This is a genomic window from Natronococcus sp. JC468, from assembly GCF_012163165.1.
GTDB lineage: Archaea > Halobacteriota > Halobacteria > Halobacteriales > Natrialbaceae > Natronococcus > Natronococcus jeotgali.
The window spans coordinates 14,245-31,932 of record NZ_JAAVUO010000008.1 but is presented as its reverse complement, the minus strand read 5'-3'; the positions used below and the strand labels follow the sequence as shown (position 1 = coordinate 31,932).

15 protein-coding genes are annotated in these 17,688 nt (G+C 67.9%); 11 read left to right on the top strand and 4 right to left on the bottom strand.

The features are described 5' to 3' along the window. Positions 1-18: 18 nt before the first annotated feature. The 6 genes from GWG54_RS06790 to GWG54_RS06765 all read left to right on the top strand — a co-directional run bounded on the left by GWG54_RS06790 (position 19) and on the right by GWG54_RS06765 (position 6,361). Positions 19-1,008, top strand: a complete 990-nt coding sequence (locus GWG54_RS06790; protein WP_167937067.1) for an ABC transporter permease — start codon at positions 19-21, stop codon at positions 1,006-1,008. After that, the gene (locus tag GWG54_RS06785) at positions 1,005-2,006 is read left to right on the top strand and encodes an ABC transporter permease (RefSeq protein WP_167937066.1); all 1,002 of its coding nucleotides are present in this window, start codon (positions 1,005-1,007) and stop codon (positions 2,004-2,006) included. The genes GWG54_RS06790 and GWG54_RS06785 overlap by 4 nt, the downstream gene beginning before the upstream one ends. Position 2,007: 1 nt before the next feature. Then, entirely contained in the window at positions 2,008-3,333 is a 1,326-nt protein-coding gene (locus tag GWG54_RS06780) for an ABC transporter ATP-binding protein (RefSeq protein WP_167937065.1), read from the top strand. Beyond that, a complete protein-coding gene (locus GWG54_RS06775; protein ID WP_167937064.1) occupies positions 3,330-4,931 on the top strand; it encodes an ABC transporter ATP-binding protein in 1,602 nt (533 codons plus the stop codon). Before GWG54_RS06780 ends, GWG54_RS06775 begins: the two co-directional genes overlap by 4 nt. 105 nt (positions 4,932-5,036) lie before the next feature. Then, the gene (locus GWG54_RS06770) at positions 5,037-5,396 is read left to right on the top strand and encodes a hypothetical protein (protein WP_167937063.1); all 360 of its coding nucleotides are present in this window, start codon (positions 5,037-5,039) and stop codon (positions 5,394-5,396) included. A gap of 38 nt (positions 5,397-5,434) precedes the next feature. Then, positions 5,435-6,361 (top strand): DMT family transporter, encoded by a 927-nt coding sequence (locus tag GWG54_RS06765; protein WP_167937062.1) that lies wholly within the window; start codon positions 5,435-5,437, stop codon positions 6,359-6,361. A gap of 12 nt (positions 6,362-6,373) precedes the next feature. Here the strand turns inward: GWG54_RS06765 and GWG54_RS06760 are convergent, their stop codons facing one another. After that, a complete protein-coding gene (locus GWG54_RS06760) occupies positions 6,374-6,643 on the bottom strand; it encodes a hypothetical protein (RefSeq protein ID WP_167937061.1) in 270 nt (89 codons plus the stop codon). Between the two features lie 321 nt (positions 6,644-6,964). After that, positions 6,965-9,193, bottom strand: a complete 2,229-nt coding sequence (locus GWG54_RS06755) for a CDC48 family AAA ATPase (protein ID WP_167937060.1) — start codon at positions 9,191-9,193, stop codon at positions 6,965-6,967. A 192-nt stretch (positions 9,194-9,385) separates the two neighbouring features. Here GWG54_RS06755 and larC point away from each other — a divergent pair, with 192 nt between their 5' ends. Then, positions 9,386-10,738, top strand: coding sequence for a nickel pincer cofactor biosynthesis protein LarC (larC, locus tag GWG54_RS06750; protein ID WP_167937059.1), 1,353 nt, complete (start codon positions 9,386-9,388; stop codon positions 10,736-10,738). 248 nt (positions 10,739-10,986) lie between these two features. On the opposite strand, the gene GWG54_RS06745 is transcribed toward larC, so the two are convergent. Both GWG54_RS06745 and GWG54_RS06740 read right to left on the bottom strand, forming a co-directional pair. Beyond that, positions 10,987-11,631, bottom strand: a complete 645-nt coding sequence (locus GWG54_RS06745; protein WP_167937058.1) for a toxin transporter — start codon at positions 11,629-11,631, stop codon at positions 10,987-10,989. Positions 11,632-12,104: 473 nt separating this feature from the next. Continuing rightward, on the bottom strand, positions 12,105-12,494 hold the full coding sequence (locus tag GWG54_RS06740) for a toxin transporter (RefSeq protein WP_167937057.1): 390 nt from the start codon (positions 12,492-12,494) through the stop codon (positions 12,105-12,107). A gap of 1,067 nt (positions 12,495-13,561) precedes the next feature. On the opposite strand from GWG54_RS06740, the gene GWG54_RS06735 reads away from it, so the two are divergent. The 4 genes from GWG54_RS06735 to GWG54_RS06720 are packed head-to-tail and all read left to right on the top strand — an operon-like array spanning position 13,562 to position 17,557. Next, entirely contained in the window at positions 13,562-14,548 is a 987-nt protein-coding gene (locus tag GWG54_RS06735; protein WP_167937056.1) for a Gfo/Idh/MocA family protein, read from the top strand. 42 nt (positions 14,549-14,590) lie between these two features. Beyond that, a complete protein-coding gene (locus GWG54_RS06730; RefSeq protein ID WP_167937055.1) occupies positions 14,591-15,604 on the top strand; it encodes a glycosyltransferase family 2 protein in 1,014 nt (337 codons plus the stop codon). Further along, positions 15,597-16,676 (top strand): DUF354 domain-containing protein, encoded by a 1,080-nt coding sequence (locus GWG54_RS06725; RefSeq protein WP_167937054.1) that lies wholly within the window; start codon positions 15,597-15,599, stop codon positions 16,674-16,676. Before GWG54_RS06730 ends, GWG54_RS06725 begins: the two co-directional genes overlap by 8 nt. After that, positions 16,673-17,557 carry a polysaccharide deacetylase family protein gene (locus tag GWG54_RS06720; protein ID WP_167937053.1) on the top strand — a complete coding sequence of 295 codons (885 nt, stop codon included), beginning with the start codon at positions 16,673-16,675 and terminating at the stop codon, positions 17,555-17,557. The genes GWG54_RS06725 and GWG54_RS06720 overlap by 4 nt, the downstream gene beginning before the upstream one ends. The last annotated feature ends 131 nt before the right edge of the window (positions 17,558-17,688 follow it).

Here is a 17,688-nt window from a genome sequence, read left to right as displayed (position 1 = left end):
CGTTCGATCGACACACCAATGGCTTTCGGAAAATTCTTGCTCAAGCGGTCGTTGCAGGGTATCCTTGTCGTCTGGGGGGTCGTGACGGTCCTGTTCGGGCTCCGGGCGATCACGCCCGGCGACCCGGTCAACCTGATCGTCGACCCGGCCGTCGACCTCGAGACCCGTGAACGGATCCGACAGGAGCTCGGACTCGACGAACCGATCTACGTACAGTACGGCGACTACCTCGGCGATCTCATCGTCGGGGACCTCGGCTACTCCTACCAGTCGAGTCGCCCGGTCGCGACGATGGTGATCGAACGGGTTCCCGCGACGCTGGAGCTGGCGATCGCGGCGACGATCGTCGCTCTCGTGATCGCGATCCCGCTGGGGGTCATCAGCGGTACCCGTCGCAACGAGCCCGCCGACTACGGCGCGACGTCGTTCTCGCTGGTGGGGATCAGCACGCCGAACTTCTGGCTGGGAATCATGCTGATCCTGCTGTTGGCCGTCGAGTTCGACCTCTTTCCAACAGGGCGACGCCCCATCGCGTTCCACGACGCGCTGTGGACGTTCCTGACGACGTTTTACGTCGGGGATCTGCTCACCTGGCTCCACCACATCGCCCTCCCGGCGGTTACCCTGGGAACGTACTTCACGGCGCTGATCACCCGGCTGACCAGAAGCGGGATGCTCGACGAGTACGGGAAGCCGTACGTGACCGCGACCGAAGCGAAGGGAATCCCGGAGACGTTGATCCGGTACAAACACGTCCTTCGGAACACGATAATTCCGATCATCACCGTGCTGGGGCTACAGCTCGGGACCCTGATCGGCGGGGCCGTCGTCACGGAGACGGTCTTCTCCTGGCCGGGCCTTGGACTGCGGTTGATCACCGCGATCAACAACCTCGACTGGCCGCTCATCCAGGGCATCATCGTCTTCGTCGGCATCAGCTACGTGATCATCAACATCGGCGTCGACGCAATCTACGCGACGCTCAATCCGCGGGTGCTAGACGAATGATCTCGGATCGAGTCGCGTCCAACCTGAAAGCGGAGTTCCGGCGGAACCTGCTGCCGAAGGTCGGGCTCGTCGTCCTCACGGCCATCCTGCTGATGGCGCTGTTCGCGCCCGTCCTCGCGACCCACAACCCCAACACGACGGGCTACTTCGACGACGGTACCTCCTACCCGCCGATGGGAACGATCGCTGAATCCTACGAGGTCGTCGACGGCGAGCGACAGTCGATCGAGGTCGAGCCCTCGAGAGAGCACCTCCTCGGGACGAACAACGTCGGGCAGGACGTCTTCTCGCGGCTCCTGTACGGCGCACGAACCTCGCTGCTGGTCGGGATGCTCGGAACCGGGATCGCAGTGGTCATGGGCGTCCCCTTCGGGCTGATCTCGGGGTACTTCGGCGGTCGAATCGACGACGCCATGATGCGGGTCGCCGACGTCATGCTCGCGTTTCCGTCGCTCGTACTGGCGCTCGCGCTGGTCGGCGTCTTCGGCTCGATGACGGTGTCGATCCCCGACCCGTTCGTCGCGGCCGGCCTCGCCGAGGGGATGCCGTCCTCGACGCCGCTTCCGGGGACGGTAACCCTCGTCGTCGGGCTCGTCACCTGGGTCTGGTTCGCCCGGGTCGCCCGCGGCGAGGCGATGGCGATCCGCAACGAGGAGTACGTCACGGCCGCGCGCAGCCTCGGCGCGAGCGACGCGACGATCCTGTTCAAACACGTGTTGCCGAACAGCCTGACCCCGGTGATCGTCCTCGCGACGATCCAGGTCGCCTCGGTCATCCTCCTCGAGAGCTCGCTGTCGTTTCTGGGCTTCTCGGGGACGACCCTCTCGTGGGGCTACGAGATCCAGCAGGGTCAAGAGTACCTCCGGCAGAACTGGTGGATTTCGACGATTCCCGGCGTCGGCATCGTGCTCGCGGTGATCAGTATCAACCTCCTCGGTGACTGGCTCCGGGACTCGCTGGACCCGAACATCGAGGGCGAAGGCGGAGGTGGTGCCTGATATGACAACGGACATCCTACGCGTCGACGGGCTATCGACTCGATTCTTCACGGAACAGGGACAGGTGAACGCGGTCTCGGATCTCGACTTGCGGATCGAACGGGGCGAGGTCTTCGGGATCGTCGGCGAGAGCGGCTCGGGCAAGAGCGTCACGGCGCGGTCGGTCATCGACCTGATCGAGTCGCCCGGGCGGATCACCGACGGCGAGATCTGGTTCAACGACGACGGCCTCGCCGAGGCCGTCGCCGACGACCACCCAGAGGCCGTCGACGGCTCGTTCGTCAACCTGCTCGAGGTCCCCGAGCGGGTCCGGCGGTCGCTGCGGGGGACCTCCTTCAGCATGATCTTTCAGGACCCCGAGAGCAGCTTCAACCCGAGTCTCACGGTCGGCGAGCAGATCGCCGAGGCCGTCGAGGTCCAGCGGCGAGCCAGCGCGAACCCGCGGTCGACGCGGGCGAAGACCCGGGAGTACTCGCTGGGATCGCTCGTGCTCTCGACGGTACTCCCCTCGAGGAAGTACGTCAGCGAGGCCAGCCGCGAGCGCGCGATCGAGCTGCTCGAGCTGGTCGGCATCCCTGATCCCGTCGAGCGGGCCGACGAGTACCCCCACGAGTACTCCGGCGGAATGCTCCAGCGGGCGATGATCGCCCAGGCGCTTGCGGGCGAACCCGACGTGCTGGTCGCCGACGAGCCGACGACCGCCCTGGACGTGACGATCCAGGCCCAGGTGCTCGACCTGCTCGACGACCTCCAGGAGGAAACGGGGATGACGATCCTGCTGATCACGCACAACCTCGGGGTCGTCGCCCGGATGTGCGACCGCGTCGGCGTGATGTACGCCGGCGAGATCGTCGAGCGGGGCACCCTCGAGGACGTCTTCGACGACCACGTCCACCCCTACACCGAGGGGTTGCTGGGATCGATCCCCGACCTCGAGGGTGGCACGGCGCGACGCGCCGCGGACGATCGAGCGGAGAAACCGCGAGGCGGTGGCGGTCGCCTCGATCCGATCCCGGGTAACGTCCCGAGCCTGCTCGACCACGAGATGGGCGATCGGTGTTACTTCGCGGATCGCTGTCCGAAGGCGATGGAGGACTGTCTCTCCCATCCCCCGGAGTACGACGGGGCCGGAAGCGAGGAACACGAGGTGCGCTGCGTGCTCGCGACCCGGGAGTATACGGAGGCGCGCGCGCTGCCGACCGACTACTTCGGGAAGGCCGACCGTGCGGCGGCCGACAAACACGCTGATCCCGACGGGACCGAAACGGACGTCCAGCCCGAACGGGCGGAGTCGACCGTCGAGAGAACCGGAGGTGAGCGCCGATGAGCGCCGACGACCCGCTGGTTCGTGTCGAGGACCTCCGGAAGTACTTCTGGGAGAACGACTCGCTACTCGATCGGCTGCTCGGAGGCGAACCCGTTCCCGTCCGGGCTGTCGACGGCGTGAGCTTCGACATCGACCCCGGCGCGACCCTCGGACTGGTCGGGGAGTCGGGCTGTGGGAAATCGACAACCAGCGAGACCCTCCTCCGGCTTCAAGAGCCGACCGACGGCGACGTCGTCTTCGACGGCGAGAGCGTCTACGACCTCGAGGGCGACGCGCTGACTGACTTCCGCAAGGAGGCCCAGGTCGTCTTTCAGGACCCGTTCTCGAGTCTCGACCCCCGGATGACGATCGGCGGGATCGTCACCCAGCCTCTCGAGATCCACGACTGGCCCTGGACCGATCCCGGGGTCGAGAGCCGCGCCGAGTTGCGGACCGACGGCATCTCCGCCGACATCGTCTCGGTGACCGTCGCCGACGACGTCGACAAGCTCGTCGCGCCTGTCGACGGCGTCGCGACGGTCCACGTCACCGTCCGCTCGAGCGACGTCGCCGGCGCCCCCGCCCCCCCGGGGCGGGGCGCCGCCGGGGCCGCCGGCGCCGTCGCCGAGGTCGCCGAGGACCCCTCGATCGACGTTGAGCGCGGCGACGGGACCGACGTGCACGTTTCGGTCGACCGTTCGACGAAACGGCTCCGGCTCGACCGCACGCGGAGCCTCCTCGAGCGGGTCGGGCTCTCGATCGACCAGCTGGATCGCTACCCCCACGAGTTCTCCGGCGGCCAGCGCCAGCGCATCGGGATCGCTCGCGCGCTCGCGCTCGAGCCCGAGTTCGTCGTCCTCGACGAACCGACCTCGGCGCTGGACGTCTCGGTTCAGGCGCAGGTGCTGAACCTGCTGGCCGACCTGCAGGCGGAGTTCGACCTCACCTACCTGCTGATCAGTCACGACCTCTCGGTGATCCGCCACGTCTGCGACCGCGTCGCCGTGATGTACCTCGGCGAGATCGTCGAGATCGGCCCCGTCGACGAACTGTTCGAGGATCCGAAACACCCCTACACGCAGGCGTTGCTCGACAGCGTCCCGCGGGCCTCGACCGACGAGCGCGAACGCGAGCGAGAGACCCTCTCGGGGGACGTCCCCTCGCCGCGGAACCCGCCCAGCGGCTGCCGGTTCCGAACCCGGTGTCCGAAGGTGATCCCGCCCGCGGACCTCGAGATCGACCAGGAGACCTACCGCGAGCTGATGACGCTTCGCGAGCGCGTCGAGAGCCGCGACGTCTCCCTGGAGACCGTCGGCGACGACGAGCGCTTCGCCCTCGAGAACGGGACCGTTCCCGAGGCCGACGTCGACGCGTTCGTGGCGGCGCTGAAAGAGCGGCTGCTCGGAACCGAACTGCCGGCCCGACACGACGCGGTCGTCACCGAGGCGCTGGCGTCGGTCGCCGCCGGCGACTGGGACGCGGCGGCCGAGCGGCTCCGCGAGGAGTATGAAAGCGTCTGCGAGCGGCGGAATCCTGCCCTCGAGGCTGACGAGCACCCCGTCGCCTGTCACCTCTACGACGCGGCCGAGCGACGAGATGCGCCCGCGCCGGAGCACTGACCCGGTTGCGGAAATTTTAACGTATTATAATCTAATATAAACTCCGATAGTAGCCCAAATCGTTTTGGCAGCAGGCGTAATTACAAACGGCGGCTTCTCTCGGGTATGACGCAGACCCGGTCTCGTATGGAAGCCGCTTGTTCGCTGTTAGCCGAATCCGAGCGCCGTTACCTCCTCTACCAGCTGGCCGAGACGCGACGCGGCAACCTCGAGGACGTCGTCGCGGAGATCGCCGCCTGGGAGCGCGGCGAGAGAGGGGCCGTCGACTCGGAGTACCGCCAGCGCGTCTACGTCTCGCTGGTCCACAACCACCTGCCGCGGCTCGCGGACTACGACATCATCGACTACGACCTGCGCAGCGGCGACATCGTCCTCGAGGAGGGGTTCGACGAGATCCGTCCGCTGCTCGAGCAGTTCAAGCAGACCGAGTCGGAGCCGGAGCTCCGCGAGACGCCCTTGCCCTGATCCGAAACGCATAGCACGTCGCCCGAGAAACGGCGACCGTGACCCGCTATCGAAACCTCGCGCTCTTTCTGTTGCTGGCGGCCGCCTGGGGTAGCTCGTTCGTCGCGATCAGCGCGGGACTCGAGTACCTTCCGCCCGTGCTGTTCGCGGCGCTTCGGTACGATATCGCGGGCGCGCTCATGCTCGCGTACACGGTCTACGCCGTCGATCGCTGGCGACCCGTCAGTCGCGGAGAGTGGGCGACGGTCGCCGTCGGTGCGGCGCTGCTAATCGGCGCCTACCACGTCTTCCTCTTCATTGGCCAACTGCACACGACCGCCGCGGCCGCGGCCGTGGTGGTGAGCCTCTCGCCGGTGTTGACCACCGGATTCGCGCGGGCGCTCGTCCCCTCGGACGCGCTGTCGGCCGTCGGCGTCGGCGGCGTCTGCCTCGGCCTCGTCGGTGTCGGCGTGATCGTCCAGCCCGACCCGTCGAACCTGTTCGCGACCGACGCCGTCGCGAAGCTGCTGGTCTTCTGTGCGGCTACGGCGTTCGCCCTCGGCGGCGTCCTCACCAGACGGATTGACGCCGATCTGCCGATCGAGACGATGGAAGCCTGGTCGATGCTCGGCGGCGCCGCGCTGATGCACGTCGTGAGCCTCGGGCTCGGCGAGCCGATCGAGCCCGCCGCCTGGATCCACCCCGAGGCGCTGGGCGCGCTCGCCTACCTCTCGCTGGTCGCGAGCGCGCTTGGATTCTTGCTGTACTTCGACCTGCTCGAGCGACTGGGCGCCGTCGAGATCAACATGGTCTCCTACGTCGCTCCGGTGTTTACGGCGCTGGTCGGCTGGCTGTATCTGGGCGAAGTGATCGATGCGGCGACCGCGGCCGGCTTCGGGCTGATCGCCTGCGGATTCGTCCTCGTCAAGCGGCGAGCGATCGGCCGGGAGGTCGCCGCGATCGGTCGGTGGCGCTCGAGTCGGTAGCCGCCGAGGTCGTCACTGCCGATAGGTGTGGCCGACGTAGAGTGCGACGAGGTTGGTCCCGAGCAGGGCGAGAAACGTGAGGGTCTCGGCCGCCGTCGACAGGCCGGTCGCCAGCAGGGGCACGTACAGAAAGGGAAGTACGATAGCCGTCCAGAATCCGGTTTTCCGGACGGCGTCGATCAGGTGCGGGACGAGTCGCTCGAGGGGGCGCCGGTCGTTCTGGCTCTCGGTGCTCTCGGTCGACGCCGCGGTGCGGGAATCGCGGGTTGTTGGACTGGACATCGAAACACCCGATCACGTGTCGGTCCCCCACTCGGGCCCACATATACCGGCGCGACCGTTTCGATCGGTTCGGTACGGTTCATCCGAATACGGACCGAACTGAACCGAACCGATCGGAACGGCGACCGCTCTCGCGGCCGTTCCCGACGGGATCGGTGTGCGTACAGTTCACACGATATCGTGCTCGGGACGACGCCGCGTAGGCGACGGTTGTCGCCGTTTGCTCGATCGAACGAACGGTTCGGCGCCGCGTTTCGATCGACCGACGGCGCGGTAGGGGAAGCGTAACTACGCCCTACCGACGAAAAACGAGAGACGGCGCTACTGGAAGCCGATCCGGCTGCCGCGACGACCGGTCGGGTCGGGTCCGCTCGAGCCGCCCTGGAACTCTTCCTCGATGCGCTCGTAGTAGTCGAGGATGTCGTCGGTGATCGTCGGCCGGACGTTCTCCATCGCCTGCCGGAAGTGACGCATCTCGACGGTGTTGGCCTCGTGGTCCTCACGTAGCGCCTCGATGGCGGCCTCGCGGGCGATCGACTCGAGATCGCTGCCGACGTAGCCGTCGGTGATCTCGGCGATCTCCTGGAGGTTGACGTCCGCGGCCAGGGGCGTCCCCTGGGTGTGGATGTCGAGGATCCGTTCGCGACCCTCCACGTCGGGTTCACCGATCATGACCAGGCGGTCGAACCGCCCCGAGCGCAACAGGGCGGGGTCGATCATGTCCGGACGGTTGGTCGCACCGATGACCATCACGTTCTCCATCTCCTCTAAGCCGTCCAGCTCGGTCAGCAGCTGGTTGACGACGCGCTCGGAGACGTTCGAGCCGGTCTCGCCGCCCCGGCCGGGTGCCAGCGCGTCGAGTTCGTCGAAGAAGATCACCGTCGGCGAGACCTGCCGGGCCTTGCGGAAGGTCTGCCGGATCGCCTTCTCGGACTCGCCGACCCACTTGCTGAGCAGCTGCGGGCCGCGCACCGAGATGAAGTTCGCGTTGGTCTCGTTGGCGACGGCTTTCGCCATCAGCGTCTTCCCGGTTCCAGGCGGCCCGTACAGCAGGACGCCCGCCGGCGGATCGATCCCCAGCCGCTCGAACCGTTCGGGGTTGTTCAGCGGCCACTCGACGGACTCCTGGACCTGTTCCTGGGCGTCTTGAAGGCCGCCGACGTCGTCCCAGGAGATCTTCGGCAGCTCGACGAGCACCTCCCGCATTGCCGAGGGTTCGACCTCGTTCAGGGCGCCCCGGAAGTCCTCCCGTTTGACGATCATCCGGTCGATCAGGCTCGGCGGGATGTCCTCCTCGTCTAAGTCGATCTCGGGGAGGTACCGGCGCAGCGCCTTCATCGCGGCCTCCTTCGTCAGGCTCTCGATGTCGGCGCCGACGAAGCCGTGGGTCTCGTCGGCCATGTGGGCCAGGTCGACGTCGTCGGACAGCGGCATCCCGCGGGTGTGGATCTGGAGGATCTCCTCGCGGCCGACCTCGTCGGGGACGCCGATCTCGATCTCGCGGTCGAACCGGCCCGGACGGCGAAGCGCGGGGTCGACGCTGTCGACCCGGTTGGTCGCGGCGATGACGATGACCTGGCCCCGGGCCTCGAGGCCGTCCATCATCGTCAGCAGCTGGGCGACGACCCGGCGCTCGACTTCACCGGTGACATCCTCGCGTTTGGGCGCGATGGAGTCGAGTTCGTCGATGAAGATGATCGCGGGCGACTCCTCGCTGGCGTCCTCGAAGATCTCCCGAAGCTGCTGTTCGGACTCCCCGTAGTACTTCGAGATGATCTCCGGTCCGGCAATGGAGAAGAAACTCGCCGAGGTCTCGTTTGCTACCGCCTTGGCGAGCAGGGTCTTCCCGGTACCGGGCGGGCCGTGCAACAGCACGCCCTGTGGCGGCTCGATCCCCAGCTTCTTGAAGATCTGGGGGTGTTTCATCGGCAACTCGACCATCTCGCGGACCCGCTGGATCTCGTCTTGCAGGCCGCCGATGTCCTCGTAGGTGATTCCGCCGCCGGTCTTCTCGAAGCCGCTGATTGGCTCCTCGCGGAGTTCGACGTCGGTATCCTCCGTGATCAGCACGACGCCCTCGGGCTCGGTCTCGACGGCGATCAACGGGATCGCCTGCCCCGGCGAGCGCATGAACGGGTGGTTCGTCGAGCTCATCACGGGAACGATGTCGTGGCCGACGACCGGTCGCTTGAGGATCTGGCGTTTGACCATCCCCGCAGCGTCGGAGCCGAACTGTACCGACGCCTCCTCGGGCGGTGCGAGGACGAGCTCGTCGGCCTTGGTTGCCTCGGCCTTCCGGATCGTCACTCGTTCGCCGATACCGACGTCGGCGTTCTGTCTGGTGAAGCCGTCGATCCGGACGGTGTCCGTGTTCCAATCCTGTCGGTCCGCCCGCCACACCTTCGCGGCGGTCGTATCCGCGCCTTCGATCTCGATGATGTCGCCCGGACTTAACTTCAGATGTAACAGCGTGTCCGGGTCGAGTCGGGCGATACCGCGACCCGAGTCGTTCGGGTACGCTTTCGCAACCTCCAGTTGGACTTCGTTCATGATTCGGGATGGACGGCGATGTCAGTGATTCCGATTCGGGACCGGATAGGCTTTTTGCTACCGTGAACCCACACCGTGCTAGTTAGCACCATATCTAACTGAGGTGCCAAGACACATAGAGGTACCGGCTTCGGAGGGTTTTGGCGGCGTCGAGAAGGTGGCTTTTTGGCTTCGCCGGCCGCCAGTCGACGTATGCGAACGCTCGCGTTCGACGGCCGAATGGGTGCAAGCGGCGATATGATCCTCGCCGCGTTGCTCGACGCCGGCGCCGACCGGGACGTCCTCGAGCCCGTCGAGACGGCGCTCGACCTCGAGTACCGGATCGACGAGACCGTCAAGTGCGGCATCGCGTCGGCGACCGTCGACGTGGTTCTGACCGACGGCGAGGACGCGACCCGGACGGAGGGGAGTCACGGACACGCCCACGATCACGGCGATCCGGACCAGCACGACCACGGCCACGTCCACGACCACGATCACGGGGACAATGATCACGATCACGGCCACGTCCACGACCACAGCCACGGGGACGACGCGGGCGTTCCCGCGGAGGGCCACGGCCCCCACCGCAGCTACCTCGAGGTCCGCGAGATCGTCGCGGAGATGGCCCTCGACGACGCGGTCGAACGCGACGCGCTCGCGATCTTCGAGCTGCTCGGCGAGGCCGAGGCGAGCGTCCACGGCGAGGAGCTCGAGGACATCCACTTCCACGAGGTCGGCGCCGACGACGCGATCGCGGACGTCGTGGGCGCCGTCGCGCTCGCTCGCGATCTCGACCCCGATCGGATCGTCACCACCCCGCTCTCGACCGGCGGCGGCACCGTCGGGATGAGCCACGGCGAGTACCCCGTCCCGTCGCCGGCGGTCGTCGAGATCGCCGAGCGGGCGGACTGGTCGCTGCGGGGCGGTCCCGTCGACGCCGAGCTGTTGACGCCGACGGGGGCGGCGATTCTGGGCCACCTCGCGGACGGCGTCGACGCGCTGCCGTCGCTCGAGCTCGCGGCCTCGGGCTACGGCGCCGGTGGCTACGACCTCGATCCGCACCCGAACGTGCTCCGGGCGCTCGTCGGTGACGGCGGCCGCGAGCTCGTCAGAGACGACATCGCCGTCCTCGAGACGAACCTCGACGACGCGACGCCGGAAGTCCTGGGTGGACTACAAGATTCACTCGCGAGCGTAGGCGCGCGCGACGTTACGATAGTGCCGGCGACGATGAAGAAGTCCCGCCCCGGACACCTCGTGAAGGTGATCTGCAAACCCGAAGACCGCGAGCGCGTCGCCCGGGCGCTCGCCGAGGAGACGGGCACCCTCGGGATCCGGGAGGCGGGCGCGACCCACCGCTGGATCGCCGACCGCGAGTTCGAGACCGTCGCGCTCGAGATCGACGGCGAGTCCTACGACGTCTCGGTCAAGGTCGCGAGCGACGCCGACGGCGAGGTCTACGACGTCAGCGCGGAGTACGACGACGCCGCGCGGGTGGCCCGCGAGAGCGCGCTTCCGGTTCGCGAGGTGTTGCGACGCGCCGAGGCGGCCGTCGATCGGTAACGCTCGTCCTCGAGTCCCCGTGGGGAGAGCGACGTCGCGTCCGACTCGAGCGAACGGTAACGCGGTCGCACTCGAGCGGAGGCGATAGTAGTCGCCGAAACGATCTACTCACCGCTCACACAGTGGCCAGCACGACCGATGCTGACCGCTGATTCGCGAGTGAGAACGTACTGACTTGCAACGACTACTACGGCGACCGTATGGATGCGGCGTCGCAAAAAAGCGAATCGGTCGTGAGTGTCAGGCCGTTACTTCTGGGCGGCGAAGGCGAAGTTGCCCGAGATGCTGGCGCCGGCCTGGGCGTTGGTGTTGTTCTGTTCGGCGAAGTTAGCGGCGGCAGCGTCACCCTTGTAGGACGCAGCAACGTTGTCGCCCTGCTTCAGGTTGTTCTCCTGATCGACGTTCTGGTACTGGTTGGTCTCGGCGTCGGAGATCTGGCCGATCGCGACGACGTCGTCGGCGTACGAGTCGCCGTCGTCACCGTGCTTGTGGTCGCGGTCGCGGTCGTCCTTCTTGTCGTCGCCGTGCTTGTGGTCGCGGTCGCGGTCGTCCTTCTTGTCGTCGCCGTGCTTGTGGTCGCGGTCGCGGTCGTCCTTCTTGTCGTCGCCGTGCTTGCGGTCGTCCTTCTTGTCGTCGCCGTGCTTGCGGTCGTCCTTCTTGTCGTCGCCGTGCTTGTGGTCGCGGTCGTCCTTCTTGTCGTCGCCGTGCTTGCGGTCGTCCTTCTTATCGTCGCCGTGCTTGCGGTCGTCCTTCTTATCGTCGCCGTGTTTGTGGTCGTCGTAGTCGTCGTGTTTATCGTCGTAACTTCCCGCTGCTGCAGTCCCTGCGAAACCGACGAACAGGAGGCTGCCGAGCAGCGCGATCGTCATCGTGATTGCGAGTGCGCGTTTCATTGTTGTGCGAGTGTGCGTTATCGGCTCAACGAGCAGGCGCGACCGAACGCGACCGTGATCGACACAGCCGCAGCTCTTCGAGACCCTACCGTTTCGTCGCCGCCTGACGCGTTGCCCGACTGGGACTCATCACGGGGTTGTATATGAACTGAGGGTACAGTTTCGTGATGTATCCGCGTCCTAGCGCCGTCAAGTCCCGCTCACAGCTAACGCTCGTGAACGTTACCGCGAGCCGAACCTCGTTTTGGTATCGCTACAGGTTCCCGACTCGAGCCGACGGAAACGGGTCGCGTCCGGATTCGTCGCCCCCCGTCGTCACCAGCGGATCGGTCCCGGAAAACGCCCATGTGCTGTCGCGGGAGCGCGGCGCTACTCCTGATTGGATTCCTGGGAGGAGAGCCGTCCGCCGTAGCCGTCGGTATCGATCGCGAGCCGAACCGAAAAAAGTCGCACGCGGTAGCGATCGAACGCGGTTACTTCTGGCTGATGCCGGCGAAGTTAGCGGAGGAGCTGATGCCGACCTGGGCGTTGGAGTTGCTCTGACTGGCGAAGTTAGCGGCAGCAGCGTCGCCCTTGTAGGACGCGGCAACGTTGTCGCCCTGCTTCAGGTTGTTCTCCTGGTCGACGTTCTGGTACTGGTTGGTTTCCGCGTGTGAGGACTGACCGATGAGAGCGGACCGATCTCCGTCGTCGTAGCGGTCGTTATCGTGGTGGTCGTTGTCGTGACCGTCATAGCGGTCGTGCTTGTCGTCGTCGTGCTTGTCGTCGTGATAGTCGTGTGCCGCTGCGGTGCCGGCAAAGCCCATGAACAGGAGGCTGCCGAGCAGTGCGACCGTCATCGTGATCGTGAGTGCGCGTTTCATTGGGTATCACGGGCACGCATCACGGTCGCTGCCCCCTCCTTCGCGAAACGCCGGCTCGAGACGAGCCGCCGGTTCTTTCGGGGTTCGTGACGCGGTGCCCGACAGGGAGTCAGGACGGAAGCCTACTTGAACCCGAACAACGATTACGTCCCGAATTATCGGACTGAGAGCCGCTAAAACGTCGCTATCGGTCGCGGTTCGTGAACGACCGACCGTTCGTCCGATTCCCGTCGGGAAACACCGCGTTGGCGCGTTCTGAATCGGAGTCCCCGCTTTCGCCACCGCACCCGCAACGTTCGCCTCGGAACCGTTCGATCCGCGTTTCGAACCGGTTACGCAGCGATTTCGCCCCGTTCCGTTCCCTCGTCGCTCGTCTCGCTCGAGAACGGTCCGCGTCGCTAGCTACCGAATGTCAACTCGTAATCAGGACCTACTCGCGCCGTCCTCGGCTCGAGCGCCGCGACGGGACTGGCCCCGGATCGTCACACTGCCGTCGTCGGGCTGCGGATCCGGGGTCGTCCGCGAGACCGGTGACGTCGAGGACCGTCGGGTGGAGGCGTCCGACGCGGTGACGCCCTCCGCGCTCCGCGACGGGTCACCGTTTCGGTCCGCGCTCTCGCGGTGCACCGGTGAGGCCGACTCCCGCCAGTCGGCTCCGAAACCGAATCGAGAACCGGACCGCGGACGTAACCAATCGTTAGTGGATCGCACCCGCGCGGTTTGGGGGGACGACCGCCCGCGCGCGATCGACGGGTTCGAATCGATCGGAAAAGTAGGTTTGCGGTGTTCTGACGGGTGTTAACGCTCGTAACGATCGGCCCGCCTTTTGCGAATCCTCCCCCCACGGAGAGGGGACATGAGCGAGGTACTCTCGGGCGATCCCCGGCGGACGGGCGAGTGCGGCGAGCGGTGCCGAACCGGCCGGTTCCCGCTCGAGCGCGGACGATCGGGGGCACGCGCTCGCCGCGGCCGACGAACCGCTTCCAAAACCCCGGAGCGGCGGAACCGTCCACCGACGATCCGGGCGGACGACGAACTCGGAGGTCCCCCGGGGGTGTTCGACGGCGATGGCGGATGAACGCCGGCTCGCGGTCGGCGTGATCGGCGTCGGGGCGATGGGGCGACACCACGCCAGGGTGTACGAGGAGCTCGAGGGAGCCGCCCTCGAGGGTGTTTTCGACGTCGACGCGGAACGGGCGAACGCCGTCGCCGCCCGTCACGGGACCGCGGCGGTGGGCCTCGAGGCGCTGCTCGATCGGGTCGATGCCGTCTCGGTCGCCGTGCCGACGGCCCACCACCTCGAGGTCGTCGGCGCCTGTCTGGAGGCCGGCGTCCCGACGCTCGTCGAGAAACCGGTTGTCGGCGACCTCGCGGACGGGCGGGCGCTGCGGCGGGCGGCCGAGACGGCGGGCATCCCCGTACAGGTCGGTCACGTCGAGCGGTTCAACCCCGCGGTCGAGGCGCTCGAGGGAGTCCTCGAAGGGCTGTCGATCGTCGACGTCACCGCACGCCGGCTCGGTCCGCCCCCCGGACGACCGATCGCGGACGGCGCCGTCGTCGACCTGATGATCCACGACATCGACGTCGTGCTCGCCCTGCTCGAGGACGACCCCGTCGACGTGACCGGTCACGGAGTCGCCGGGGACCGTCACGCCAGCGCCCTGCTCGAGTTCCCCGACGCGGTGGCGTCGTTGACCGCGAGCCGGCTGACCCAGCGCAAGGTTCGATCCCTCGAGGTCACCGCCGAGGAGTGTCTCGTCGCGGTCGACTACCTCGAGCAGTCGGTCGAGATTCACCGGCGCTCGGTCCCCGAGTACGTCGAACGCGACGAGGGCGTTCGGTTCAGACACGAGAGCCTGATCGAACGGGTCAGCGTTCCGGACGACGAACCCCTGCGACGGGAGCTCGCGTCGTTTCTCGAGACCGTTCGAACCGACTCGACCCCCGAGGTCACGGTCGAGGACGGGCTCGCCGCCCTCGAGGTCGCCCGGCGTATCGAGGGCGCGGGGCGAAACGATCGGCCGACGGCGGATCTGGAGGCCTCGCGTGAGTGATCCGCGTCGACCCGCCGGCTCGAGGCCGCGAGGTGCGGGCTGATGTACCGGGGGCGAACGGTCGGCGTCGTCGTCCCGGCCTACGACGAGGCGGGGTTCGTCGGCGGGGTCCTCGAGTCGGTGCCCGACTACGTCGATCGGGTCTACGCCGTCGACGATCGCTCGCGGGACCGAACCTGGGCGGAGATCGCCGAGCGAGCGAGCCGGCTCAACCGCGCGGCCGCGACCGATCGGGGACGGGAGACGGTCGCCGCGGGCGCGGGGTTCGACCGTCGGATCGTCCCGATCCGCCACGACCGCAACCGCGGGGTCGGCGCCGCCATCGCGACGGGGTACCGCAGGGCCCTCGCCGACGGGATCGACGTGACGACCGTGATGGCCGGCGACGGCCAGATGGACCCCGCCCGCCTGCCCGCGCTGCTCGACCCGATCGTCGAGGGCGACGCCGACTACGCGAAGGGAAACCGGCTGGCCGACGGCGCCCGCGACGAGATGCCCCGGTTCCGGCTAGTCGGGAACGCGGCGCTGACCGTCCTGACCAGGGTCGCCTCGGGGTACTGGCGAACCGGCGACCCTCAGAACGGTTACACGGCGATCTCGCGGCGGGGTCTCGAGCGACTCGACCTCGAGGCGGTCTACGACCGCTACGGCTACCCGAACGACCTGCTGGTTCGGTGCAACGCCGCCGGGCTGCGCGTCGCCGACGTCCCGATGCCCGCCCGGTACGGCGACGAGGAGTCCTCGATCGCGTACGCGACCTACGTGCCGACGGTGTCGGCGCTGCTCCTCAGAGCGTTCGTCCGGCGGCTCGCGAGGCGGTACCCGCTCCGGGAGCTCCACCCGGTCCCGCTGGGGTACGCCGCCGGCGCGCTCGCGCTCGCCGGCAGCGCCCTCGAGGGCGCTCGGGCCCTGTTCGGACGGCGTTCGAGCGACGGAGCGACGATCGGGATCGGACGGGCCGCCCTCCTCGCGGTCGCGGGCGCGGCCTCGGCCGGCGTCGCCGCGGGCCTCGAGCGCCGGCTGCACGCCCCCCTCGAGGTGAGGCGGGATGGGTGAGCGCGTCGTCGTCACGATCCAACACCCCGCGCACGTCCACTTCTTCAGGAACGCGATCGCCGAACTCGAGGGTCGCGGGTACGACGTCAGGGTGTTCGTCCGCGAGAAGGACGTCGCCTGCGAGTTGCTCGAGCACTACGGCATCGCGTACCGACGGCTGGCCGGCCCCGCGGGATCGACGCGGGGACTGCTCTCGGTCCAGCCCCGCTACGAGTACGAGATCGTCCGCCGAGTGCGCCGCCTCGAGCCCGCGGTGATCCTCGGTATCGGCGAGCCCGCGGTGGCCCACGCCGGCGCGGTCGCCGACGCCGAGAGCGTCCTCTTTACCGACACCGAACACGCGGCGGTGCAAAACGCCGTCTCGCTCCCGCTCGCCGATCGGGTCTACACGCCGACGGCGTTCTGGGACGAGTACGGCCCCCACCACCGCCGGTACCCCGGCTACCACGAGCTGGCGTACCTCCACCCCGACCGGTTCGAACCCGACCCCACGGTGCCGGCGGCGGTCGGCTCCGACGACGGGCCGCTGGTCGTGCTCCGGCTCGTCTCCTGGACGGCGGCCCACGACGTCGGCCGCGGCGGCGTGGGCGACCTCGAGCGGGTGATCGCCGGCCTCGAGCGCTTCGGTGCGACGGTTCGGATCTCCGCCGAGGGCCGGCTCCCGCCGGCGCTCGCGGCGCGGCGCTTCGAGCTCCCGACCCACCGGATCCACGACCTGCTCGCCCGCGCGGACCTGTTCCTCGGCGAGAGCGCGACGATGGCCGCCGAGAGCGCGCTGCTCGGGACCCCCGCGCTGTACGTCTCCGGGCTGCGGGCCGGCGTCCTCGAGGAGCTCGAGCGTCGCTACCGCCTGCTCCGGTGCCCCCGGGAGGGGTGCGGCCCCGACGAGTCCCTTCCCCCCGCGCGCGAGCTCCCCGAGATCCGGGAGCCGACCCTGGCGAGTCGACGCCGTCGGCCCCTCGCCGAGCGCGTCGACGCGACCGACCTCGTCGTCGCGGTCGTCGAGGACGCCGCCGGCGCCGCGGGTACGACGCCCCCGGAGCCGTCCGTCCCGGAGGTCGTCCGGCGGTGACCGACGCCCTCGAGGACCGCGAGTTCGCCCTCTGTCTCACCCACGACGTCGACCGCGTCTTCAAGACCTACCAGGCGCCGTACTACGCCGTCCGCGAGCGCGATCCCTCCCACCTCCGGTCGCTGGTCGCCGACGAGCGCCCCTACTGGCAGTTCGAGGAGGTGATGGCCCTCGAGGACGACCTCGGCGTTCGCTCGTCGTGGTACGTGCTCAACGAGCGGTCGCTGCTGGAGCGCCCGCCCCGCGAGTGGCTCCGCCCCGAGAGCTGGACGCTGTACGCGGGGCGGTACGACCCCACGGATCCGGAGCTGGTCGACGCGATTCGCGCCCTCGAGCGGGGCGGCTGGGAGGTCGGCCTCCACGGTTCCTACGACTCCGCCGACGACCGGGCGCGGCTCCGGTACGAGAAGCGCGTCCTCGAGGGCGTCCTCGGCGACCCGATCGTCGGCGGCCGCCAGCACTACCTGAACCTCGTCGGGCGACGCACCTGGGAGCACCACCGCGCGATCGGGCTGCGCTACGACGCCAGCTACGGCTCGAGCACGAACTACGGGTTCGACGGCCGCTACGACGTGCTCCGGCCGTTCGACGACGCCTTCGTCGTCTTCCCGCTGACGCTGATGGAGCGCGCGCTGGTCCCCTCGTCGCCCTCGCTCGAGTGGGCCTGGCGGGAGTGTCGGCGGCTGCTCGAGGAGGCCCACGAACACGACGCGGTGATGACCGTGCTCTGGCACCCCCGGTACTTCAACGAGGAGGAGTTCCCGGGCTACCGCACGCTCTACGAGCGCCTGATCCGCGAGGCGAAGGCGATGGGCGCCTGGATCGGCCCCTGCGGGGAGTACTACGACCTGCTCGAGCGACGGCGGGAGGCGACGTCGTGACGGTAGAGCAATGTTCGAAATCACTCATGCAATGCCAAAGTAGATTGCATTTCAATGGTCGAGGTGGAATTAGCTTTGTTATCATAAGGGTAACGGCATTGAACGATGCTCCCGTAGCTATACCTGGGATC